General features: G+C 61.9%; 16 protein-coding genes. 6 read left to right on the top strand and 10 right to left on the bottom strand.

Annotated features, from left to right (window positions below; translation table 11 throughout):
- Positions 1 to 303: 303 nt before the first annotated feature.
- Complete coding sequence (locus ACYVRZ_RS02760) at positions 304 to 1,485, bottom strand: NADH-dependent flavin oxidoreductase (protein WP_461224598.1); 1,182 nt, start codon at positions 1,483 to 1,485, stop codon at positions 304 to 306.
- Between the two features lie 144 nt (positions 1,486 to 1,629).
- On the opposite strand from ACYVRZ_RS02760, the gene ACYVRZ_RS02755 reads away from it, so the two are divergent.
- Positions 1,630 to 2,004, top strand: coding sequence for a winged helix-turn-helix transcriptional regulator (locus ACYVRZ_RS02755; protein WP_461224597.1), 375 nt, complete (start codon positions 1,630 to 1,632; stop codon positions 2,002 to 2,004).
- Positions 2,005 to 2,085: 81 nt separating this feature from the next.
- Here the strand turns inward: ACYVRZ_RS02755 and ACYVRZ_RS02750 are convergent, their stop codons facing one another.
- Both ACYVRZ_RS02750 and ACYVRZ_RS02745 read right to left on the bottom strand, forming a co-directional pair.
- Positions 2,086 to 3,543 carry an NCS2 family permease gene (locus ACYVRZ_RS02750; RefSeq protein ID WP_461224595.1) on the bottom strand — a complete coding sequence of 486 codons (1,458 nt, stop codon included), beginning with the start codon at positions 3,541 to 3,543 and terminating at the stop codon, positions 2,086 to 2,088.
- Positions 3,544 to 3,671: 128 nt separating this feature from the next.
- The gene (locus tag ACYVRZ_RS02745) at positions 3,672 to 4,667 is read right to left on the bottom strand and encodes a D-2-hydroxyacid dehydrogenase (RefSeq protein WP_461224593.1); all 996 of its coding nucleotides are present in this window, start codon (positions 4,665 to 4,667) and stop codon (positions 3,672 to 3,674) included.
- A gap of 207 nt (positions 4,668 to 4,874) precedes the next feature.
- Here ACYVRZ_RS02745 and ACYVRZ_RS02740 point away from each other — a divergent pair, with 207 nt between their 5' ends.
- Positions 4,875 to 5,936 (top strand): D-alanine--D-alanine ligase family protein, encoded by a 1,062-nt coding sequence (locus tag ACYVRZ_RS02740; protein WP_461224591.1) that lies wholly within the window; start codon positions 4,875 to 4,877, stop codon positions 5,934 to 5,936.
- Positions 5,937 to 7,001: 1,065 nt separating this feature from the next.
- Positions 7,002 to 7,370 (top strand): hypothetical protein, encoded by a 369-nt coding sequence (locus ACYVRZ_RS02735; protein WP_461224589.1) that lies wholly within the window; start codon positions 7,002 to 7,004, stop codon positions 7,368 to 7,370.
- Between the two features lie 501 nt (positions 7,371 to 7,871).
- Here the strand turns inward: ACYVRZ_RS02735 and ACYVRZ_RS02730 are convergent.
- Positions 7,872 to 11,606, bottom strand: coding sequence for an MMPL family transporter (locus ACYVRZ_RS02730; RefSeq protein ID WP_461224587.1), 3,735 nt, complete (start codon positions 11,604 to 11,606; stop codon positions 7,872 to 7,874).
- A 15-nt stretch (positions 11,607 to 11,621) separates the two neighbouring features.
- Positions 11,622 to 12,677 (bottom strand): amidohydrolase family protein, encoded by a 1,056-nt coding sequence (locus ACYVRZ_RS02725; RefSeq protein ID WP_461224900.1) that lies wholly within the window; start codon positions 12,675 to 12,677, stop codon positions 11,622 to 11,624.
- Between the two features lie 228 nt (positions 12,678 to 12,905).
- Here ACYVRZ_RS02725 and ACYVRZ_RS02720 point away from each other — a divergent pair, with 228 nt between their 5' ends.
- Entirely contained in the window at positions 12,906 to 13,511 is a 606-nt protein-coding gene (locus tag ACYVRZ_RS02720) for a TetR/AcrR family transcriptional regulator C-terminal domain-containing protein (RefSeq protein WP_461224585.1), read from the top strand.
- An 85-nt stretch (positions 13,512 to 13,596) separates the two neighbouring features.
- Here ACYVRZ_RS02720 and ACYVRZ_RS02715 read toward each other — a convergent pair whose 3' ends face one another.
- Positions 13,597 to 14,886 carry an adenylosuccinate synthase gene (locus tag ACYVRZ_RS02715; RefSeq protein ID WP_461224583.1) on the bottom strand — a complete coding sequence of 430 codons (1,290 nt, stop codon included), beginning with the start codon at positions 14,884 to 14,886 and terminating at the stop codon, positions 13,597 to 13,599.
- 412 nt (positions 14,887 to 15,298) lie between these two features.
- Here ACYVRZ_RS02715 and ACYVRZ_RS02710 point away from each other — a divergent pair, with 412 nt between their 5' ends.
- Entirely contained in the window at positions 15,299 to 15,661 is a 363-nt protein-coding gene (locus tag ACYVRZ_RS02710; protein WP_461224582.1) for a helix-turn-helix domain-containing protein, read from the top strand.
- A 55-nt stretch (positions 15,662 to 15,716) separates the two neighbouring features.
- Here ACYVRZ_RS02710 and ACYVRZ_RS02705 read toward each other — a convergent pair whose 3' ends face one another.
- The 4 genes from ACYVRZ_RS02705 to ACYVRZ_RS02690 form a co-directional block, all read right to left on the bottom strand.
- Positions 15,717 to 16,865, bottom strand: a complete 1,149-nt coding sequence (locus tag ACYVRZ_RS02705) for a hypothetical protein (protein WP_461224580.1) — start codon at positions 16,863 to 16,865, stop codon at positions 15,717 to 15,719.
- 24 nt (positions 16,866 to 16,889) lie between these two features.
- Positions 16,890 to 18,278, bottom strand: a complete 1,389-nt coding sequence (gene dnaB, locus ACYVRZ_RS02700) for a replicative DNA helicase (protein WP_262315985.1) — start codon at positions 18,276 to 18,278, stop codon at positions 16,890 to 16,892.
- Between the two features lie 263 nt (positions 18,279 to 18,541).
- Entirely contained in the window at positions 18,542 to 18,997 is a 456-nt protein-coding gene (gene rplI, locus ACYVRZ_RS02695; RefSeq protein WP_461224578.1) for a 50S ribosomal protein L9, read from the bottom strand.
- A 121-nt stretch (positions 18,998 to 19,118) separates the two neighbouring features.
- Complete coding sequence (locus ACYVRZ_RS02690; protein ID WP_461224576.1) at positions 19,119 to 21,125, bottom strand: DHH family phosphoesterase; 2,007 nt, start codon at positions 21,123 to 21,125, stop codon at positions 19,119 to 19,121.
- 214 nt (positions 21,126 to 21,339) lie between these two features.
- Here ACYVRZ_RS02690 and ACYVRZ_RS02685 point away from each other — a divergent pair, with 214 nt between their 5' ends.
- Entirely contained in the window at positions 21,340 to 21,924 is a 585-nt protein-coding gene (locus tag ACYVRZ_RS02685) for a hypothetical protein (protein WP_461224574.1), read from the top strand.
- Positions 21,925 to 22,042 lie beyond the last annotated feature (118 nt).

The raw sequence follows: 22,042 nt of genomic DNA, 5'->3' as shown, positions 1-22,042 counted from the left end.
ACGAATTATATTTTTAGTTTTAAGTTTTTGCAACGACATTCACAAAAAAGTCATAATTCAATTAGTTTATTCGTTATTGCATATTTATGCGTGTATACCGTTCGTGTTCTGGGACGTTAGGTATTTATTCTCATTCCAATTTATAAACCGCGGCCGCCGGTTCTCTCATAATTTACTAATTTAATAAACATAACTGGCCGGATTTCTCATAATCCGGCGTCAAAAAAGCCCCGGTTCCCTGCGTGGCAGTCAGGAAACCGAGGCGAAAAACGCTGGTGCAGGATCGGCGCTGCCCCGCGGCGACTACAGCTTCTTTTCGAAGCCTTCCATCGGCGCCAGCCGGGCCTGGTAATCCGCGGCGGCCTGGGCGTCGGTCGTGAAGTGCATCACCTCACCGAACGACTCGCGCAGGTACACCTGCATCACCGGCGGAATCGCCAGCTCGGCCATGTCGGCCGGGCTGAGCGTGAGGCGCAGGCTTGCCGCCTCCCCCGCCGCGACCTTTTGGACCCATTGGGGCTCGCGAAGCAGCTCGCGGCCAAGCGCCGCAAAGTCCGCCCCCAGGTCAAGCGTCGCCTGAGCGTCTTCGGGCCGCTCGATGCTGCCAACGCCGATCAGCGGCAGGTGGCCTGCGGTAATCGCGGCGAACTTGGCCACAAGCGGCTGCGTATCTTGCTTGTCGTTGAGCGAGCTGCGCTTGTAGCTGCCCATCGACAGGTGGAGGTAGTCGACTTGGTCGCGAATCGCCGTCGCAAAGGCCAGCGTGTCGGCCAGCCGCAGCCCCGGCGTCTCGATTTCCTCCGGCGACAGGCGGTAGCCGACGACGAACGGCCGCGCCACCGCCGCGGCCGCCTGCTTGACGGCGGCGATCACCGCCAGCGGCAGCGCCATGCGCCGGGTCAAGTCGCCGCCCCACTGGTCGCTGCGGCGGTTGGCGTGGGGCGACAGGAACTGCTGCAGCAGGTACGTGTTGGCCCCGTGCAGCTCGACGCCATCGAAGCCGGCGGCGGCCGCGCGGCGCGTCGCCGCCGCGAAATCGGCGATCAGCTGGTCAATCTCGGCCGCCGTCATCGCCCGAGGGACCTCGGAGTCGGCCGGGTACTCGGCCGCCACGGCGCTTGCGCTGAGCGGCTGCTCGCCGCGCAGAATCTTGTGGTTGCTCTTGCGCCCGGCGTGGAAAATCTGCAGGATCGCGCGGGTGCCGTCTTGGTGAATCGCGGCCGCGACCCGGGCGAGCCCGGGAATCATCGCGTCTGTGGCCACCGACAGCTCGCCCTCGAAGCCCTTGCCGCTGGCCGCGACGTTGGCGACGCCGGTGATGATCATGCCGGGACCGCCGCCGCGCCGCGCGTAGTAGGCGACCTCGTCGGTGGTGACCATGCCGTTGTGGAAGCTGGTCATCGTGGTCATCGGGCTCATCACGATGCGGTTCTTGACGGTCAGGCCATTGTGAAAACGGTACGGGGTCAGAAAATTTGTGTCCATGTTCATTTCTCCTTGTGGGTTTGCTTATTTTTTGTTAGCATTTTGTCGACGTGATTCAGTATACGCGAACTGGCCGATTGTGCGAGTACCCACAATAAAGTCGGTCAGGCACCTGCAAGTAAGAAATGGAGCGCGATAACGTTTATGGCCACAATTTACCGGTTAGGCCTCGAGGCGACGCTGGCCGTCATCGGCGGCAAGTGGAAGCCCGTGATCCTCTGCCACCTGGGCACCGGCCCCCGCCGGCCGAGCGACCTGCTCGCCCACATCCCGGGCATCACCCAGAAAATGCTGACGCAGCAGCTGCGCGAACTTGAGCGAGACGGCATCGTCAGCCGCACCGTCTACCCCCAGGTGCCGCCCAAGGTCGAGTACGCCCTCACCGAGCGTGGCAAGAGCCTACGTACCGTTTTGGTCGCGATGTTCGATTGGGGTGAGGCAACCATCGCCGCCCGGGTCGCGGCCGGCGAGGACGTCACCCTGCTGCACCCGGAACACGACGGCTTCCTGCAGTTTTGAGGCCACCCGTATGCAAAAATGTCGCAAGCCCCCACCGATCGGGGACCTGCGACATTTTTTTCACAATCTTGACGCGGCGGCTTACAGCACCGCCAGCACGATGAAGTTCAGGATGAAGCCGACCGAGACGATGGCCAGGATCGGGTGAATCTCCTTGGCCTTGCCGGTGATCAGCTTGACGATGCAGTAGAAGATGAAGCCGGCCGCGATGCCGTAGGAGATGTTGTAGACCAGACCCATGACGATCGACGCCATGAAGGCCGGGACGGCCTCGGCGAGGTCGGTCCAGTCGATTTCCTTGAAGCTGCCCAGCATCATCACGCCGACCAGGATCAGGGCCGGGGCGACGGCCTGAGTCGGCACGATGGAGATCAGCGGTGCGAACACGGCGGAGACCAGGAAGGCGACGGCGGTGGTGACCGCGGTCAGGCCGGTGCGGCCACCGGCGCCGATGCCGGCGGCGGATTCCACGTAGGTCGTGGTGTTAGAGGTGCCGAACACCGCGCCGATGCTGGTGGCGATGGAGTCGGCGAACAGCGCCTTGTCCATCTTGGAGGAGAAGCCGTGGCCGTCCTCCATCGCCTTTTCGTCCGCCGCGGAGAAAATGCCGGTGCGGCGGCCGGTGCCGATGAAGGTGCCGAGGGTATCGAAGGTGTCGGAGAAGCTAAACGCGAAGATTGTCATCAGCGAGATGAAAATCTGCGTCGGGCTTGTGAACAAACTCCCCATCCCCGCGTGGGAGAACGCGGCGCCAAAGGTGGTACCGAGCTGTGAGAAGGAGCTGCCCAGGCTGTTGGCGGCGTTGAAGGTCAGGTCGGTGACCCCCATCGGAATACCGATCAGGGTGACGGCGACGATGCCGATCAAGACGGCACCTGGCACCTTTTTGACCACCAGAATGGTCATCAAGACCAGGCCGATCAGCGCCAGCTGGACGCCGGGGTCGGTGAAGTTGACTAGGGCCGGCACGATGCCGCCGCCGGTGACGACGCCGGTGACGCCGTCCTTGTAGTTGCTAGTCGCCGCGTTGTAGGCGGCGTTGTTGATGCTCAAAATGTTGCTGCTATCGGACGTGAACTGCAAAAATCCGGCGTTTTTGAGCCCGATGTAGGCGATGAAGACGCCGATCCCGCCGCCGATGGCGTGTTGCATGACCTCGGGAATCGCCATGATGATCATCTTCCGCACCTTGGTGACGGTGATCAGGATGTTGATCATCCCGCAGATGAAGACCAAAGCCAGCGCCTGCTTCCAGTTGTACCCCAGTGCGAACACCACGGTGTAGGTGAAAAAGGCGTTGAGCCCCATCCCCGGCGCCAGGGCGTAAGGGACGTTGGCGAAAAGCCCCATCACCAGCGTCCCGACGGCGCTGGCGATGATGGTGGCCAAAAAGACCGCCTGCGACGGCATCCCGGTTTGCGACAAGACCTGCGGGTTAACGAAGAGAATGTACGACATCGCGAAGAACGTCGTCAAACCCGCCATAATTTCGGTTGAGAACTTAGTATTATTCGCTTTAAGCTGAAAGATTTTTTCCATGATGACCCTTTCGTTCGCCTTTGATAGACACAGTGTAAGGGATTGTGAGCCGAAATTCAAGCGCAAATCCGGTTTATTTTAATTTTTATACGCCGAACGTTCTTGTGAATGTGTTCAGTTGTGCAAGCTCACCGCGGCAGCACCTCGGTGGCGGTAGTACCGGTGGTCAGAAACTCGACCAGGTAATTCAAGGAGAAGTCGACCATGTTCTGCACCGCCGTCTCCGTGTGGTAGGCGATGTGCGGCGTCAACAGCACGTTCGGCAGCGCCCGAAGCCGCTCCCACTGGGCGTCTTCGAAGCGTCCCTGGTCGTGCAGCGCCAGCAGGTTGGCCGATTCGTTCTCGTAAGTATCGATGCCGGCACCGCCGATGTGGCCGGCCTCAAGCGCCGCGATCAGCGCCTGGGTGTCGACCAGGTTACCCCGGGCGGTGTTGATCAAAAGCGCCCCTTGCGGCATCGCGGCCAGCGCCGCGGCGTCGATCAGGTGGTCGTTGGCCGCGATGCCCGGCACGTGCAGGTCGACCACCGTGCTTTGCGCCAACAGCGCCGGCAGGTCGACGTAGCGGCAGGCCAGGCTGGCGTCTTGCACCGGGTGGGGATCGTAGGCCAAGACCTTGGCCCCGAACGCCGCAAAAAGCCGGATCGCCTCGCGCCCGATGCGGCCGGCACCGATCACGCCGACGGTCTGCTGCGCCAGCTCGCGGCCGATGAACTTGGTCGCCTGCAGGTAATCGCCGGCGTTAAGCGCCGCCTGGCTTTCCCCCAGCCGCCGCAGCAGCGTCAGCGTCGCGGTGACCGCGAACTCGGCAATCGCGTTGGGCGAATACGCCGGCACGTTGGCCAGGTGAACGCCCAGCTCCCGGGCCGCGACCAGGTCGATGTTGTCGGTGCCGACGTTGCGAATGGTGACGTAGCGAATGCCGAGTGCCGCGATGCGCTCGAACATCGCGCGGGTGACCGGCGTGGTCTGCAACAGGTTGATGCCGTCGTAGCCGGCGGCCCAGGCGAGGTTGGCGACCGTCGCCGGCGCCTTGTGGATGTCAAGCGTGTGGCCGGTTCGCGCCTGCCACTGCGCCATGTAAGTCAGCTCGTCGTCGTGGGCACCGTACGTGATGATTTTCAAAAAAAGTCCGCCTCCTGCTCCGGTAACATTGTGTACCACTGGTTTTATTTTAGTATACGCAATCACGAACGCGGCTGGCTACCGTCCTCATTCGATTTTAACGCGGCCGAAATCCTAAAAGTTCGGTGAAAGCGGTGTCTTCTGTATCACAACAGGGTTTGGTGTGTTATGCTTAAGGTTCTAAAACAATCGGGAGGCATAATACCTATGAAAATTGCCGTACTAGCCGGTGGGCGAAGCACTGAGCGCAATGTTTCGATCTCAAGCGGCTACCGCATCACCAACGCCTTGCGGGCGCAGGGACACCAGGCCACCTTCATCGATCTGTTCCTGGGGTTCGCCCTACCGGAAGGGGCCGCACCGGTCAGCGTTTTTGACGACGCCAACACCAGTGCCGACCTCAAGATCTCGGACGCCATCCTGACCGACGCGGACATCAACGCGCTGCGCCAAGACGGCACCACGCAGCTGTTCGGCCCCAACGTCTTGGCCATCTGCCAGGCGGCCGACATCGTCTTTCTCGCCTTGCACGGCGGCGACGGCGAGAACGGGAAGGTCCAGGCCTACCTGGACCTGAACAACATCAAGTACACCGGCAGCGGCTCGACCGCGTCCGGCATCACCATGAACAAGGTTTACAGCAAGGAAATCATGCTGCAGCGCGGCATCAAGACGGCGGCTTACGTCGAAATCACCCGCGACGAAGGCGTGACCGGCCACACCCTGCCGTTCGGCTACCCGGTCGTGGTCAAGCCGACCTCCGGCGGCTCCTCCGTCGGGACCCACATTGTGCATGATGCACAAGAGCTTGTTGACAGCCTCACAGACGTGTTCCGCTTCGACAACTCCGCAATCATCGAGGAATTCATCACCGGCCGCGAGTTCTCGCTGGGCGTGGTCAACGGCCACGCCTTCCCGGCCATCGAGATTCTGGTTCACGACGGCTGGTACGACTTCGAGCATAAGTTCCAGGCCGGCCACACCGACTTCGTGACCCCGCCGGACAACCTCGACGACGACGTCCACAGCGAGATGAAGCGCGTCGCCGTGCAGACGATGAAGGTCCTCGGCCTGCAAAACTACGGTCGTGTCGATTTTCTGACCAACGACGACGGCGTCTGGGTGATCGAGGCCAACAACCTGCCGGGCATGACCCCGCTGTCCCTGCTCCCGCAGGAGGCCGAGGCCGAAAACGTGCCGTACGGCGAGCTGGTCGAAAGCATCGTCAAGGGTAAGCTCAAGCTGTACGAGGACGGGATGACCAACTAACAGAGGGTGGAAAAGCGCGGGTTTAGCGGGACGGCTAGCTTCGCGCTGGTGCTTGAAGCGGGTTATGCTTCAAGCGCCGGTGCAAGCTGGACGCTCCCGTGTTGCGCTTTGGAACCCGTTTAGAGGGTGGAGCCAGGCGGGTTTAGCAGACCGGCTAGCGCAGTGAAGGCACTTGGGGCGGCACTTTGCCCCAAGTGCCTTTACTAGCTGGACGCGTCTGCGTTGCCTGGTGGAACCCGTTTAGAGGGTGGAACAGAGCGCTTAGCCAACCGGCTAGCGTAGGACCGGGACTTGAAGCGTTCCTTGCTTCGAGTTCCGGTCCTAGCTAGACGCGTTGGCGATGCTCGGTGGAACCCGTTTAAGGCAGTACGCATACGTAGCCAAACACTATCGAATATGGTAGTATTGCCTTGAAGAGAACGGCACGGTGACAAACCGCATTGGGAGTAGTGCCCCAATGTATGCCGGCGACGAGCGTCCAGAGATGGGACGCTCGTTTTTTCTCCAGTCACGCAAAAACACCGCCCACAAGTAGTGCGACCCGTGAGCGGTGCTTGTCGGCCGGCGCATGAATTAACGTCGGGGTTTTTTACTGCGATGCTTGTTGACAACGCAGTGTTTACCTACCGAGCGTCTGGCATGTCGACCAGGGTGCTGGCTTGCATGACGCCACTCAGCCCAAAGGCCTGTGATAAACTGAGCCAGCAATGTTGCCGCCGCGGGGGCGAGCACCAGTGTGAAGAGAACGGACAACGGAGAACTCACCGCCAGGAGATGCGATATCACCCTGGGGTATGCAGAGCTCCCAGCCCCGCCAGTGTATCACGACCTCACATCGTTTGTCAGGGCGCTCTCGCCCCTTGCTATTCCCCTACACATCGGTTACGATGTAATCAAAGAAGACTGTATGTATCAAGAGTGTTGGTAGTGGCTATGCACTGTGACCAACCGGCAACGTACCGTAGAAGGCAACGTGCCCCACCATAGACGGATGCAGATCAACCACTTGGGAGGTCGTGCATACGTGTGCGGCCTTCTTTTAATATAAAAAGTGGAGGTTTTCCCATGCTCATTTTTCAAGACAATAATCTGACCGAGGTGCCATCCGGCGAAGCCGCGGTGCAGGCCCTGATCGACGCGCTGCCGCAGCGCGAGTACGAGAACTTCATCGGCGTCAACGACTACCGCCTGGCGTGGCACAACGGGACGCCGGCGCAGCAGGCGGCGCTTAACGCGATCGTGATTCCGCGGCTGACGGCGGCGGCCAAGTCCGTCGCCACCGCCCCCGTGCTGCCCTACTCGAACAAGCGCGACCGGAACTACTACCACAACCACGCGCTGAACATTGCGCGAAACTGGCTGGCCGGCTTCGCGGAGGCGGCCGACCTGCCCCAGGCGGTGCGTGAGGCGGCCACGGTCGCCGCTTTACGGTGATGATGCGGACATGCTATACTGAAAATGCAAAGGGCAACACGCTGCTAACCGTGTCGCCCTTGAGCAGACGACCGTTTGACAACGGTGGTCCTCAGATGAACTGAGTCACACAACGCCGCCGAGTTAACCGGTCAGAGTTAAAAACGGGCGGCGTTTTGCGTCCTCATTTCCGTAATTTCCGGAATGCCTTTTTCAGCTTGACGATTGCTTCGAGCAACCGGGTGACCGCATCGACATAGCGCGTTGCCACGGTGTTCAAGGCTGGACGCCGCCCCTGCCGCCGATTCCCGTTGACGCCGCCGCGCAAACATGCGATACTGAACGACGGTGCCAAACCACGGTCGGGGTACGGAATCGGCGCTTCGGCGTTCTGAAGGTTCCCGCACCCGACCACTGCCACGAGCTTGCTCGTGGTATTTTTTTGGCCAAACGGCGGTGGCTCTCACACCAAAAACCCCGCAAGAGGCGACCCAAACAGTCGCTTCTTGCGGGGTTTTTCAGTTACGCGTCGTGCCGGTCGTAGGTCAAGGCGACGCTCGCCGACAGAATGATCGGTAGCAGCACCACCAGAATGATCAGCCCGATGATCACGGTGATGGCGACCTGAATCAGCGTCAGAACGCCGGATGGCATCAAGGCGGCGAAGGTCCCGCCGAGAATGATCGCCGCGGAGATGACCACGGCGCCGATGATCTCGGCGGCCTGGACCATGGCGCGGCTTGGCGCCAGCTCGCGGCCGAACTCACGGTACTTCATCATCAGGAAAATGCTGTAGTCGACGCCCAGCGCAATCAGCATGATGAAGCCGAAGAACGGCGTGTTCCACGTCAGCTCGGCCTGGCCGAGCAGCGCCGCGCTGAGCAGGCGCGTCAGCGTGAGCGAGGAGAAGTAGGCCAGCAGCAGCGTCCCGAGGATGTACACCGGCTGCAGCAGCGAGCGGGTCACCACCATCAGGGCCAGCGCGATGCCGACCAGCATGATGACGGCGGTACGCATGAAGTCGCTGGACGCGACGTCGCGGGTATCCGCGGTGAACGCAGTCTGGCCGCCGATCGCCACCGTGGCGCCGGCCAGCGCCGTGCCGCGGAGCTGGTTTTGAACCTCTTTTTGCAGCGCGGTGACCTTGGCCATCGCCCTTGCGGAGGCCGGATCGACCTTGAAAACCAGCGTGAGCTGCGTCGCGGTCTGGTCCTTGGACAGGTACTGGTCAAGCGCCGGCTTGAAGGCCTTGCCCGTCAGCTGCGCCTTGGGAATGTAGAACTCCTTGGCCGCGGCGGAACGCTTGAGGCCGGTGAGGTAGCCGTTGGCGGTTTGGACGCCGGCATCGATCTGGGTCAGGCCGGCGGTGGCCGAGCCGAGCCCGGTTTGCAGCTGCGTCATCTGCCCGGTCAGCCCGACCAGCGTGTTGTACATGGTCTGCTGCCCAGCGCGTTCCTGGGTCAGGCCGCTGGTTAAGGCCGGCACGTTGGCGGCGAGCTGCTGGGAGCCGGCCAAAAGCTGCGCGGCACCCGACGACAGGCCGGCGGAGTTGGCGGCCAGCTGGCTGGTGCCGCTCGCCACCTGGTTGACGCCGCTCACGTACTGCGACACGCCGCTGGTCAAGGTGGCCAGCTGCCGCGTCATCGCGGCGTTTTGAATCGTGTTTTGAATCGTCTTTTGGCTGCTCAGGTCAACCCCCGAACCGTTCACGCCGGCGTTGAGCTGCGTGGCGATCTGAACGGCGGCGTTGGAGTTGGTCTGCAGGGTCTTGAGCCCGGCTTGCAGCTGAGTCAAGGCCGAGGTCAGCTCGCCCAGCTTGGCGGTCTGGCCGCTCAGCGCGTCGGCTTGATCCAGCATACCGGCGGCCGATTCCATCAGCGCCTGCGCGTTTTGCAACTCGCTTTTCAGCTCGGCGATGTCATCGTCGCTCGGCAAGGCGGCGGCGAGCTCGCGCAGCTTGGTCAGATCAGGCAGCGTCAAGGCGCTGGCCTGGCTGGCGACGCCGCTGATCGCCTTGGTGTTGGCCTGCAGGTTGTCGCTCAGGTTGGCCTGGGCCTTGGTCACAATGGTCTGTGCGGCCTTCTTGGCGGCGGTGCTGGCCGTGTCGTCGGCCAGGATGGCCTGCGCCTGCGTGATGATCGCGCGTTCCGCCGCGGTGGCGGCCACGTTGCGCAGCGCCACTTGGGTCATCGTCGTGCGAACCGTCGCCAGCGTCTTGGTCAGCCCGGTCGCCTTGGTCTGCAGCGCGGTCAAGTCGGCCTTGGCGGCTTGGAGCTGATCGAGCAGCTTGATGGCGGCAGTCAGCTGCGGCGCCAGCTTCTGCGCGGAGGCCAGCTGGGTTCTCATCGTCGCGGTTTGGGCCGTCAGCGCCTGCATCTGCGTCTGCGCCGCCGCCAGTTGGCCGAACGCCGCGGCGTTGTCGGCCAACGCCCCGTTAATCTGGGCGATGCCGCCGTTGATGCCGGTGGTGTAGGCCGTAAGCCCCGCCACGGCCAGGGGCAGCGCCTGGGTCTGCTGCGTCAGCTGGGTGACGCCGGCCTCAAGCTGGGGTGAATTGGCCGCCAGCTGCGTCGTACCGGCGTTGAGCTGCGTCACCGCCCCCGTGTACTGACCGACGCCTTGGTTCAGGGTGTTGGCACCGGTCGCCAGCTGCCCGGTGCCGGATTGCAGCTGCTTGGACCCGGCCAGAAGCTGGTCCGTGCCGGACACAAGCTGCCGCACCCCGGCCAGGCCGCTGGCCATGTCGGCGCCGGCGAGCTGCGAGCTGGCCGACTGCAGGCCGCGGTTGATCTCGCCCAGCCCGGTGCGAGCCTGGGTCATGCCACTGGTCACGGTGCCCAACTGCTTTTTGACGTACAGGTCGCTGATCTCGCTGCCGCCGGGCTGGGTGACCGAGGCGACCGTCTCGATGCTCGGGTCTTGCTGCAGCTTGCGGGTCAGCTGGTCGATCACCTTCAGGTACTGATTGGCCGCCAGCTTCTTGTCGCTTTGAATGTACAAAGTGGAAGGCTCCGCGGTCCCCTTGGAGTAATGGGCCTGGATCACCTTGAAGCCCTGCTTGGCTGGCACCTTCGCGCCGAGCTCAACCACGGTGTCGTAGTTCAAAGAGCCGTTGTAGCCGAGCAGCACCGGCACCGCGCAAAGGGCGACCAGCGCCAGGGCAATCAGCGGGTGCAGCACCGAGCGGCTGGCCAGCGCCTTCCAGAACCGGCTGCGGCTGCCGCCGGTGAAGTCCTTGGTCGGCCAAAACAGCCGCTTGCCCAACGTCGCCATGAAGAACGGATTGAGCGTCAAGAGCACCACCAAAAGCACCGCCACCCCGACGGCCACGCCGACCGCGGATTGGTAGATCGAGAACTTCGCCAGCCCCAGGGCGGAAAAGCCGATCAAAACCGACGAGCCGCTGTACAAAATGGTTCGCCCGGCGACGCGCCGCGCCTTGGCCGCCGCCTCGGTGTTCGATTGTCCCGCGGCCAGCTCCTCCTTGAACTGGTCGTACAGCAGGATATTGTAATCCGTGCCGATGCCGAACAAGATCACCACCATGAAGACCTGGGTGAAGGCGGAAAGCGGAAAGCCGAGAAACTTGACCAGGTTCATCACCAGGCTCAGGCTGACCAGCAGCGAGACGCCGACCGTGGCCAGGGAGATCACCGGCACCACCGGCGAGCGGAACACCAGAATCAGCACGACGAAGATGAACACCGCGGCGATTACCTCGGTTTTCTTGATGCCGGCCTCCGTCGCCTGGTTGAAGTCATCGGTCAAAATGTCGGCGCCGGTCACGTAGGTGGTGACGTGTTTGGTTTGGACCGCCTTTTCAAGCGTCGCGGTCATCTGCCGGACGGTTTGTTGCTTGCCGACCATCAGCTGCACAATCTGGGTCGTGCCGTCCTTGGCCACCAGCTGCTTTTTGGTCTCCGCGTTGTCCGACGGCGCCATGATTGACTTGATGTGGTACTTGGCGCGGTTGTTTTGCAGGAAGGTCACGGTTTGGGCCACGCTTTGCCGCTGGCTTGCCGTCAGCTTGGCGTCGCCGTTGCTGAACACCACGGCCACCTGCCGGGCGTTACTTTGGCCCTTACCCCACTTGTTTTGAATGGCCGTCGCCACCTGGCTTTGCATCGTCTTGGGAACGCGGATGTCGCCGCGTTCGCGAACCAAGGCGGCGGTGTCGGGCATGCCGGCCACCGCCACGATCACGATGATTAGCCAGGCGAGCAAGGCGCCGATGTGGTGTTCGATGAATCGTTTCACTGGGAGTCCTCCTTGTTACATGGCGAGCAGTTGCTCGGCGTTGGTGGTCAGAATTTCGCGCTGCAGCTGCGGCGTCACGATCTCCGCCCCGTTCATCATCTTCACCTCAATGTCCAGCAGCTGGGGAATCCGCGCGAGCTTGGCGCGTTTTTCGAAAAAGTGGTCGAAGTGATGCGCGGTTTGAATCAGCCGCTGCTTCTTGGCCGCCTGCTCGCCGCTTTGGGTGAACATACTGAGCAACTGCCCCGCAAGCGGTGAGCTGGTGTAGGGAATGTCGCTGCCGTAGAGAATGTGGTGCTCGTCGGTCAGGGTCAACAGCGTCGGCAGCTGCCGCGGGAACACGGCACCGGCCGTGTCGAAGTAGACGTGCTGCAGCGCCGCATACAGGTCGCTTTGGTAGGTCTGCTTGACGAACGGCGCGTCGCGGTCGGCCAAGATGCCCAGGAAGGCGCCGGCGTGAGGCACGATCAGGCGAATGTCCGGGAAGCGGTCGAAGAAGTGGTACTTGAGCAAGTTCATGAACGTCATGGTGGTGTCGATGAAAAAGCCCATCAAAGGCGTCGGCATGTCGATGTTGACGTTCAACGGCAGCGCGGCCGGCTGGTTAGGGTGCAGCGCCACCAGCGCTTTTTCGGCGTTCAGCTTCGCGTAGACCGCATCGAAAATCGGGGTGCCGAAGTACAGGCCGCGGGTGTTGGTCGGCACGGTGAAGCCCCGCGCCGAATGGGTCAGGGCCCAGTCGATCTCGGCCACCGCCGCCTCCGCGTAGGGCAGCGGCAGCGACGCCAGGTAGCCGAGCTGGTCCGGATGCGCCAGCGTCAACCGCTCGCCCTCCGCGTTGGCCTCCCGGGCGATTGTCAGCGTCTCTTGCTTGTCGCCGAAGTTGAAGTGCGGCGACGACAGCGACAACAGCGAGTAGCGGATGTTGTGCTGGTGCATGAAGCCCAGCGTGGTCGCCGGCCGCCAGCTCGGCGTCGGCCAGCCGTCGGGATCGCCGGGAATGTGGCGCTTGAGGGCCGCGGTGTAGACCTGCGGCAGGTAATGCGTATGTGTATCGATGATGCCGTCCATGAAGCCATCTCCAAACCAGAATTTTTGCGTACTCAACACGGTGTTCACAACGTCACTCATCTTACGGTTCCAACTGACGCACAGCAATAATCAGAATCAACCGGAGTGTTGAGTTAAATGTCATAAACGCCCGGAGTCCTTGTCCCTAGCGGTCTGTCGCTGAACACGGTGTTGATTTATTTTCTGAAACGGGGAATAATTGACTCAAAATAGGACGGGGGAACCGCATTGCATAAAAAAAGCGTTGAAACCGAGGCGAGCATCAAGGCCGCCTTCGTCGACCTGCTGCAGACCAAGACTTTCGAGAAAATTTCGGTGCGTGACCTGAGCGTTCGCGCCGGCATCAACCGCGGCACGTTTTACCTGCATTACGTCGACAAGTACGACCTGCTGACGCAATACGAGGACCGGCTGGTCGCGACCATCACCAAGCTGCTGGCCACCAATCTGACCGGTACCATGACCTACCAGTCGGTGAAGACCAACGGCATCTACACCTACCCCGTGGTCGAAAACGTCGTGAGCCTAGTGGCCAACGAGTTCGACTTGTTCAAGGCGCTGTTCGGCCCCAACGGCGACCCCAGGTTCGAGCTGCGGCTCAAGCGCCTGCTGCGCGACGCGATCGGCGACGGGCTGGATCGCATCAAGGGGCAGATCACGATGACCAAGTACATCCCGGAGGACTACGCCTGGGAGCTGATTCTCTCCGGTCTCTTCGCCATCACCAAGACCTGGCTGCAGTCGGCCAAGCCCGAAGAACCCGCCACCGTCTGCGCCATCATCATGAACACGCGCTTCTTAAGCCCCTACGACCTGCTGGGCATCCGCGAGTAGCCATTGCCGCCCAAAAAGGCGCTGCCGCCGATCACCGTGATGGTGATGGCAGCAGCGCCTGATTTGCGTCTACCTTAACGCGTGTTTAGAGCTTGTCCCAGATGTTGGCCAAAATGTTGGTCTGCTCGCGGTCCGGGCCAACGGAGAAGGTCAACAGGTCGACGCCGATCAGCTCAGCAATGCGTTCGACGTAGGCCCGGGCGTTGGCCGGCAGGTCTTCCAGGGTCTTGGCGGCGGTGATGTCTTCCGTCCAGCCCGGCAGCGTCTCGTAAACCGGCTCGCAAGCGGCCAGCTCCTTCAAAGAGGCCGGGTAGCGGGTGATCAGCTCGCCGCCCAGCTTGTAGCCCGTGCAGATTTTTACGCTGGCCAGGCCGGTCAGCACATCCACGGAGTTCAGGCACAGGTCGGTGACGCCGGCGACGCGGCAGGCGTGACGCACCACCACGGCGTCGAACCAGCCGATGCGGCGCGGCCGCCCGGTGACGGTGCCGTACTCGTGACCGGCCTCGCGAATGAAGTGGCCATCCGCATCGAACAGCTCGGTTGGGAAGGGTCCGTCGCCGACGCGGGAGGTGTAGGCCTTGGCGACGCCGGCCACGCGGTCGATGCGGCTGGCGCCGACGCCGGTGCCGGTAGCCACGCCGCCGGCCGGGTTGGAGCTAGTGACGAACGGGTAGGTGCCTTGATCGACGTCGAGCATCGTGCCTTGCGCCCCTTCGAACAGGACGTTTTCGCCCTTGTCCAGCGCCTCGTTCAAAAGCACCGTGGTGTCGCAGACGTACTGGGCCAGCTGCTGGCCGTAGTCGTAGTATTCCTCGAAAATGTCATCGAAGGCGATCGGCGCCACGCCGTAAATCTTCGTGAACAGCGCGTTTTTCTCCGCCAGGTTAGCGCGAAGCTTGGTCTCGAAGGTGTCTTTCTCCAGCAGGTCGGCGAAGCGGATGCCGACGCGAGCGGCCTTGTCCATGTAGGCCGGGCCGATGCCGCGGTTGGTGGTGCCAATCTTACCGTCGCCCTTGGCCGCCTCCTGGGCCTTGTCCAGTGCAATGTGGTAAGGCAAAATCACATGGGCGCGGTCCGAAATGCGCAGGTTGTCCCCGGCGACCCCCTTGGCTCGCAGCGTCGCCAGCTCCTCAACCAAAGACTTCGGGTTGACCACGACGCCGTTGCCGATCACCGACAGCTGGTGCGGGTACAGGATGCCCGACGGAATCAGCCGCAGCTTGTACACCACCCCGTTGTTGTGAATGGTGTGGCCGGCGTTATCCCCGCCTTGGTAGCGGCTGATCACGTTGGCGCCTTGGCTCAGGAAGTCGGTGATTTTCCCCTTCCCTTCGTCGCCCCACTGTGTGCCTACGATAACTACTGTCCCCATGTTGATGTGCTCCTTAATTGCGATGTGCGTTCGCTTAGCGATTGCCACTAGCTATTCTAGCAACAATTGGCCGCCGCGGCAAGTTAAAAGCCGAATGATCCATTTGAATATCGGAATTTAAAATCAAAAATCCGAACGAAGATCTTCAACCGGTCGCAAGTTGCAAAAATACCCGAAGGACGATGACGCTCGCGCCGTGGCAACGGCGCCTAGGTCTGCCCCGTTCACCGGCAGGGTCGGTCCAGCCACCGGTGGCCGCCTCGGTCCGAACATCCCGCCAACTCGTCGGGGCATTTCCCGGGAAATAATCTAATTTCGACCGCAACCGCCAGTTGCGACCCTGCGCCAAATTCGGTCTGGTCAGCGGCGTCGGCAACCGCTATCATGTGGGTGAAGAAGGGCGGTGACAACCGTGAAATTTGCAACACAGGTTCGCACTTACCGACAGGAACGCGGCTGGTCGCAGGAGGCACTGGCGCAGCAGCTGTTTCTGACGCGGCAGACGATTTCGAAGTGGGAGCAGGGCGACGCGACGCCAGACCTCGAGACGCTGGTGCGGCTGGCGACGCTGTTCAACGTTTCACTGGATCGGCTGGTCCTTGGCCAGGACGCCGCTGCCAGCGGCGCGGACGCGGGCCACCACCCTGAGACCAACGCCACCGTGCCGCCGCAGCCGGGCCGCACCGCCTACGACTGGCTGGAGGAGAACTCCGTCTACTTCATCATGCTTTCCATGGCCATCGTGATCTGGGTATTCTCCTCCCTCATCGGCTAGTGCTTTACAACACAAAAACGGCGGCCCCGCGGGGTCGCCGTTTTTGTGCTGCAACTCACTGCCGCATCCGCGCCTCCTGCAGGTAGGCGTAGATGTGGCCGAACGCCAACTCCTGCACCGTGGCGAAGGTGAACGGCACGTCCTCATCGGTGTCGTCAGCATGCATCGTGAAGCCGGTGGCGGTCACGTTCTCCGGCACCCCCATCAGCTGGTCGCCGGATTCCTTGCCTCGCACCCGCACGACCCGGTCGAAGGCCGCGGCGGACTGAATCAGGCTGGCGATCAGGTCGCCGCTGGCGTCGAACTCGCGGTCGGCGTTCAGGACCGGCTGCTTTTCCATGTCGTGAGCCGCGACCCACCGGCTGTAAAAGGCGATGGTCTGCAGGTAGTCGCTTTGCGTGGTCACGGTTTGAAGCCCCGTCAGCCGCAGCGCGACGTACCCGCCGAACTGCCCGGCCATGTCCTTGAGCCGCAGCACCACCAGCTCGGCGTTGAGCGCGAGCACCCGGCCGACGTAGAACTGATCGGCGCCGCCCTTGGGCATCACCGCCACCAGCGTCCCCGCGGTCTGGGCCGTAGCCAAAACCGCCTGGAGCTGGCCGTCGTTTTGGTGAATCTGCGTCGGCAGGTGCTTGAGCTGGTCGCGACCGGCCTGCAGCGCGGTTTCCAAGTGCAGCTCCAGGCCCTGGAACTCGATGACCAGCACGTCGGAAAAGTCCACCTGCATCACCCGCACATCGGTGTAATTGAACTTGTTGAACACCGACAGCGTCAGCCGGTCCGTGTCAACCGCGGTCACCTGCCCTTCCAGGTAGGCGTCGTCGTCGGCCAGCATCACCAAGATCAGCTGGCCGCTTTTTTGCACCTGGGTGGCCAGCTGCAGCGTGAGGTCGCGCGTCGCGTCGAAGTGCAGCGGCGCCTTGGTCGCCGGCAGCGACTTGAAGTGGTCCTGCGCCGCCACCCGCATCCGGAAGGTCATGTCCTCCAGGTCGGCACCGGCGAATTCGACCTGCGAAATCGCCACGAAGCTGATCAAAACCGCGCCGTCGGCCAGGCCGGCGTCGTTGTAGGTGGCGACCAGCACACTGTTTTTGCCCAGCGCCTGAACGTAACCGGTGTAAAAGTCCTCGGTGTCGCGCTGGTAAATGTTGATCAAAAGCTGCTCGTTCAAGGCAGCCATCAGGCTCATCAGGATGGCATCCACGATGCATCCTCCTTATCCATGTCGTTACTGTCCCGGCGTGTAGGCGATCGAGCTGAACTTGTTGTACGACTTCACGAACAGCAGCTTGACCGTGCCTCGGGCCCCGGAACGGTTCTTTTCGATGATGACCTCGACCTCGCCGACGTTTTGGTCGTCGTCATCGTGATTGTTCTCTTCTTCACCATCACCGTCCGGATCGCGGTAGTAGTCGTCGCGGTACAGGAAGGCGACGATGTCGGCGTCTTGTTCGATCGACCCGGATTCGCGGATGTCCGACAGCACCGGCCGCTTGTCCTGGCGCTGCTCGACGCCACGCGACAGCTGCGACAAGGCGATGACCGGGCAGTGCAGCTCCTTGGCGAGCTTCTTGAGCTGGCGGGAAATCGCGCTGACTTCCTGCTGGCGGCTTTCCTGCCCGGAGCCTTCGATCAGCTGCAGGTAATCGATCACCACCAGGCCCAGCGGGGTCTCGGTGTGTTCGTGCTCCTTTTGCAGCTTGAGGCACTGCGAGCGAATCTGCGCCATGCGAACGCCCGGGGTGTCGTCGATGTAGATGCTGGCCTGGCTGAGGCTGCCCATCGCGATGATCAGGTGCTGCCACTCCTCCTCGTTGAGCTGGCCGGTTCGCAGGTGCTGCGCGTCGATGCTGCCTTCCGCGCAAAGCATGCGGTTGACCAGCGACTCGGCGCCCATTTCCAGGGAAAACATCGCGACGGTCTTGCCGGTTTTGGTCCCGACGTTTTGCGCAATATTGAGCACGAACGCGGTTTTCCCGACGGCCGGCCGGGCGGCCAAAATAATCAGCTCGTCGTCGTGCAACCCGGTGGTCATGCGGTCCAGCTCCTTGAAGCCGGTCGGCAGCCCGGTGATCTCCTGGTCGTTTTGGTACAGCTTGTCGATCTCGGCCATCGTGCTGTTCAGCACGTCCTTGATCGGCTTGAAGCCCGAGCGGGAGCCACCGTCGCTGACGGCCATCACCGCGCTTTCGGCGTTTTCCACCACCGTCGGCACGTCGTCTTGCTCGTCGTAAGCGGTCTGAATGATCTGCTCGGAGGTCTCGATCAGCCGCCGCAACTGGGCCTTATCCGCCACGATTTTGGCGTAGTAGGCGACGTTGGCGGCGGTCGGCACCGCGTCGGCCAGCTCGATCATGTAGCCGTTACCGCCGACATCGGCCAGCTGGTTGTTGGCCGTCAGGTAGTCCTCGACCGTCAGCACATCGATCGCGTCGCCGCGGTCCGACAGCTCGGTCAGCGCGTGGAACACCAGTTGGTTGCCGCGCTTGTAAAAATCGGCCTCGGTCACGAATTCCATCGCGCTGATCAGCGCGTCGGGCGACATCAAAACACTGCCCAGCACCGCCTTTTCCGCGTCCAGGTTCGCCGGTGGCATGCGCCTGATCTGATTATCCATGTGCGGACCTCCTCAATATTTCCCGGGCAATACGTCTCATCTATCTTATCCGAGTTACCGCTCGGACGCAACGCGCGACGCGGCGCCGATTCGGCCGGTGGCGGCGGCGTCAGCCCTTGCCTCGCCCGGCTTTGCGGTTTTCCCGTCGCGGTCGCCGCAACTCAAAAATCGTGCGGTGGCCGCGGCCAGTCGCACGATTGAAGGCGAGTCGCCGCTCACCCGTGAAGTCCCGCGACGTGCTGTCGCACCCGCCGCGGTTGTGATTACTTGAGCTCTGTGATGTGAACGCGAATGTTGGCGTCGACGCCTGGGTACAGGCTGACCTTCACGTTGCGGTAGCCCAGCGCCTTGATCGGCTCCGGCAGGTCCATTTTGCGCTTATCGACCTTGATCTGGTACTGCTTCTCCAGGGCTTGGGCGATTTGCTTGCTTGGAATCGAGCCGAACAAGCGGGAATCCGCGCCGGCCTTGCTTTGAATCTGAACGACGGTCTTGTCGTTCTCCAGCTGGGTCTTGACGGCGACGGCCTCGGCCTTGGCCGCGGCGTCTTTTTTCTCCTCCAGCTTCTGCTGGCCGCGCAGCGCCGACATCGCCTGGGCGGTAGCGGCCTTGGCCTTACCATTCTTGATCAGGAAGTTCTGGGCGTAGCCGTCCGGGACTTCCTTGACCTGACCGCGCTTGCCTTTGCCACGCACATCCTCGGTGAAAATAACCTTCATTGTGAGTCCTTCTTTCTTCTTGGGGCTTGGGGTTCATTGAACTGACTGCCGCGACGCAACGCTGGCCACCGCCGCACGGGCGTCTTGGCCTATCCGCAGCGGCGGGGTGACGCGCCACCGGCTAGTTGTTGACCGCCTCGTCTTCGATCGCCCGAGCCAGCATGGTGCGAACCGCCGCGACCGACTCGCCCTTGATCTGGGTGGCCGCGTTGCTCAGGTGGCCGCCGCCGCCCAGCTTTTCCATCAGGCGCTGGACGTTGACCGAGCCCAGGCTGCGTGCCGAGATGCCGACCTGGTTGTCGGAGCGGCGGGTGATGACGAAGCTGGCCGTGATGCCGTTGAGCGTCAGCAAGGTGTCGGCCGCCTGGGCCGCGATCACGGGGTCGTAAACCCGGTCCGCTTCACCTACACATAATGCCATACTTGGCGCAATCATTTCAATTGTATCAATGAGATGATTCTTTTGAATGTAGCTGTCGATATTTTCCTTCAGCAGGTTCTGGGTCATCAGGCCATCGGCGCCGTTAGAACGCAGGTAGGACGCGGCGTCGAAGGTGCGGGTACCGGTTCGCATCGCGAAGTTCTTGGTGTCGACCGTGATGCCGGCCAGCATCGCCGTCGCCTCCAGCTTGTTCAGGCCCGGCACCCCGGTCGGCTGGTACTCGAACATCTCGGTCAACAGCTCACAAGTCGAGCTGGCGTAGGGTTCGATGTAGACCAGCATCGGGTTTTCGGGGAACTCCTCGCCGCGGCGGTGGTGATCGATGATCACGGTGCGGGTCGAGAGCTTCTCGTACAGGTCCGGTGCCGCGGTGATGGAGGCCTTCGAGTGGTCGACCATCACCAAAAGGCTCTTGTCGGTGGCCTGCGACAGCGCGGCCTCGGGCGTCACCACGGCGTTGGCGATTTCCGGATCCTTGCCGACCGCGGTCATCAGCCGCTCGACGTCGGAGTGCAGGTTGGCCGGGTCGACCACCACGTAGCAGTCCTTGCCGTTCATCTGGGCGATGCGGCGGATGCCCAGCCCGGCGCCGATCGCATCCATGTCCGGCCGCTTGTGGCCGACCACGAAGATTTTGTCGGTTTGCTTGAACAGCTCCTGCAGCGCCTGGGAGATCATCCGTGCCCGAACCCGGGTGCGTTTCTCCATCGGGTTGGTGCGACCACCGTAAAACCGCGCCTGCTCGCCCTTTTCACGCACGACGACCTGGTCGCCGCCGCGGCCCAGCGCCAGGTCCAGGTTGGACTGGCTGACCGCGGCCAGGTTCGACAGGTTGTTCTCGCCGTAAGCGATCCCGATCGACAGGGTCAGCGGGAAGTTTTGCTTGGAGGTTTCTTCACGAATCTGGTCCAAAATCTTGAACTTGTCGTCTTCGACCTGCCGCAGCGAGGCGAGGTAGCCGATCATGATGAAGCGATCGGCGGCGACGCGCTTGACGAACATGCCAAAGGCGCTGGCCCAGTCGCTCATCGTGTTGGTGACGTAGCTGTTCAGGTTCGTGATGGCCTGATCATCCATGGTCTGGGTGATCTCGTCGTAGTTATCGAGGAACACCTGGCCGATCGCGACGCGGCGGTTCTCCGCCTCCGCCTCGATCTTGGCGTAAGGGGTGATGTCCATCAGGTACACCACGCCGATGCTCTTTTGGATGGTCATGTCGAACTGGTGGCCGCCCCAGGTGATCTTGGTTCTGGCGCTGGAGTCCTGGTTGGAGGTGACCAAGTCGGCCAGCTCGGCATCGATGGCCGACAGCGGCTGGCCGAGGAACTCGTGGTCGCCGAAGTACTGCTGCAGGTAGGGATTGGCCCATTCGATCTCGAGTTGCTCATTGTAGATCAAAATCCCAACCGGCATCTTGATCAGCGCCTCCTGCTCGCCGCGCTTGATGCGGTAGGAGAGGTTTGAGATGTATTTGTTCGTGTTTTCGGTAATTCGGGCCAGGGCGAAGATGGTCGCCCCGAGCAGCCCGATCAGGAAAATGAAAAGAAACAGCGCCAGCCAAGGCCGGATGAAGCTGGCCACGATGACGTCGACCACGGCCAACACCGCCATGATGGCGACGATCCAGCGCAGCCGGACGTCCTCCAGGAACGCCGGCAGCTTGATTTTTGCCAGTAGATTTTTCACGTTATCGCTCGCTTTCACAAAGAGGCGCGGGACAGACCCGCATAATAAGGAATTCTTAACCCTAATTTTACCATATTTAGGGTTTTGGGGTGAAACGCCCTTGTTCATCGCACACGCAAACGATTTCACTTGTCATCGGCGGCGACCCGTTGTACGCTGGTCTAGACAGCCAAGTGGCCACCACGGTCACCCACGCCAAAGGAGGTCCCCACACATGAAAAAATTAGTACGAACCGCCCTGAGCCTGCTGGCCCTGGTCACCATCGGCCTGGGCCTGAGTGCCTGCAAGGACAAAAACGCCATCGGCAATGCCGATTACAAGGTGACGATTCCGGTCACCGTCAAGGGCACCAAGAACAGCCTGACCTACTACCTGGGCCAGGACAAGACCTTCATCAGCGTGATGGATAAGAAAGACGCCAACACCAAGACCGGCTCCAACGGCAACATGGCCTGGATGAGCGGCACCTACAAGGTCGACGGCAAAAAGGTCACCCTGCAGGCCAAATGGGTCGGCACCGTCGAGCAGCCAATTCCAGGCGCGACGCTCACCGCCGCCCAGAAAAAGGCGCTGATCAAGGCCTCGTACCACGGCAAGTACCCGTACGACTTCGCCGGCACCCGCCTGATCACCGACAGCAAGCACAAGGTGATTCGCCTCGAGGAAACCGGCGACGGCAGCAGCTGGACCAAGATGACCGTCAAGGCGACCACCGAGAAGAAGGCCATGCCGAAAAAGACGGCCAAGGCGATGTACCAGGCCGGCCTGGCCAAGCTCAAGGCCATTTCAACCAAATAACCGCGCTGGTCAGCCCCACCGCCGCCCAGTGCAAGGACCCTGCAATCGCTAGCCTAACCGGCTTGCAATCGCAGGGTCCTTTTGCATTGTCTTTGCGCCGTTGGTCGTCCGGCCTGCG

The sequence above is a fragment of the Lacticaseibacillus suihuaensis genome (assembly GCF_054785075.1).
The sequence above is the reverse complement of the archived record's forward strand: the minus strand, read 5'-3'. Positions and strand labels throughout refer to the sequence as shown.

What these genes read in the sequence shown, in the direction of transcription:
- ACYVRZ_RS02760 (WP_461224598.1), bottom strand. Translation starts at nt 1,485, where the DNA reads ATGGACACAAATTTTCTGACCCCGTACCGTTTTCACAATGGCCTGACC.
- ACYVRZ_RS02755 (WP_461224597.1), top strand. Translation starts at nt 1,630, where the DNA reads ATGGCCACAATTTACCGGTTAGGCCTCGAGGCGACGCTGGCCGTCATC.
- ACYVRZ_RS02750 (WP_461224595.1), bottom strand. Translation starts at nt 3,543, where the DNA reads ATGGAAAAAATCTTTCAGCTTAAAGCGAATAATACTAAGTTCTCAACC.
- ACYVRZ_RS02740 (WP_461224591.1), top strand. Translation starts at nt 4,875, where the DNA reads ATGAAAATTGCCGTACTAGCCGGTGGGCGAAGCACTGAGCGCAATGTT.
- ACYVRZ_RS02735 (WP_461224589.1), top strand. Translation starts at nt 7,002, where the DNA reads ATGCTCATTTTTCAAGACAATAATCTGACCGAGGTGCCATCCGGCGAA.
- ACYVRZ_RS02725 (WP_461224900.1), bottom strand. Translation starts at nt 12,677, where the DNA reads ATGGACGGCATCATCGATACACATACGCATTACCTGCCGCAGGTCTAC.
- ACYVRZ_RS02715 (WP_461224583.1), bottom strand. Translation starts at nt 14,886, where the DNA reads ATGGGGACAGTAGTTATCGTAGGCACACAGTGGGGCGACGAAGGGAAG.
- dnaB (WP_262315985.1), bottom strand. Translation starts at nt 18,278, where the DNA reads ATGGATAATCAGATCAGGCGCATGCCACCGGCGAACCTGGACGCGGAA.
- rplI (WP_461224578.1), bottom strand. Translation starts at nt 18,997, where the DNA reads ATGAAGGTTATTTTCACCGAGGATGTGCGTGGCAAAGGCAAGCGCGGT.
- ACYVRZ_RS02685 (WP_461224574.1), top strand. Translation starts at nt 21,340, where the DNA reads ATGAAAAAATTAGTACGAACCGCCCTGAGCCTGCTGGCCCTGGTCACC.